Raw genomic sequence first — 809 nt, forward strand, 5'->3', positions numbered from 1 at the left:
TTCCAAGAGGGGGCTGATATTCATACTTCGACAGCTATGCGTGTCTTTGGAATTGAACGTCCTGAGGATGTGACGCCAAACGACCGTCGCAATGCCAAGGCTGTCAACTTTGGAGTGGTTTACGGGATTTCAGATTTTGGTTTGGCGAACAATCTTGGTATTAGTCGTAAGAAGGCCAAAGCCTACATTGATACCTACTTTGAGCGTTTTCCTGGGATTAAAAACTATATGGAAGAAGTGGTACGTGAAGCGCGTGATAAGGGATATGTAGAGACCCTCTTCAAGCGTCGTCGAGAGCTACCAGATATCAATTCACGAAATTTCAATATTCGTGGTTTTGCAGAGCGGACTGCCATCAACTCCCCTATTCAGGGTTCGGCAGCAGATATTCTCAAGATTGCTATGATCCAGCTAGACAAAGCTCTAGTTGAGGGTGGTTATCAGACCAAGATGCTGTTGCAAGTGCATGATGAAATCGTCCTCGAAGTTCCGAAATCAGAACTAGCAGCCATCAAAGATCTGGTGAAACAAACCATGGAAGAAGCCATCCAACTCAGTGTTCCCCTTATCGCAGATGAAAATGAAGGGGCAACCTGGTACGAGGCTAAATAAGAAAACTATGATAGAGTTTGAAGCATTTGCCTTCAAACTCTTTTCAAGATTTTCTGTAAGCAGTTTCCTTGACTTTTCCTTGTATTTGCGTTATCATATGTCCATATAAGATATGGGAGTCTGTGTACAGTCTGAGAGGAAGTGTTAAACTTCGACCGCACCTGATCTGGGTAATGCCAGCGTAGGGAACGATACTT

At 44.0% G+C, this 809-nt stretch carries 1 protein-coding gene; it reads left to right on the forward strand.

Annotated elements, in window-relative coordinates; all coding sequences use genetic code 11:
* A partial coding sequence (locus tag D8863_RS10495; RefSeq protein WP_260469800.1) for a DNA polymerase occupies positions 1-612 on the forward strand: 612 nt, incomplete at its 5' end.
* Positions 613-809: the final 197 nt, after the last annotated feature.

Source organism: Streptococcus oralis, assembly GCF_003943825.1.
Lineage (GTDB): Bacteria > Bacillota > Bacilli > Lactobacillales > Streptococcaceae > Streptococcus > Streptococcus oralis_CD.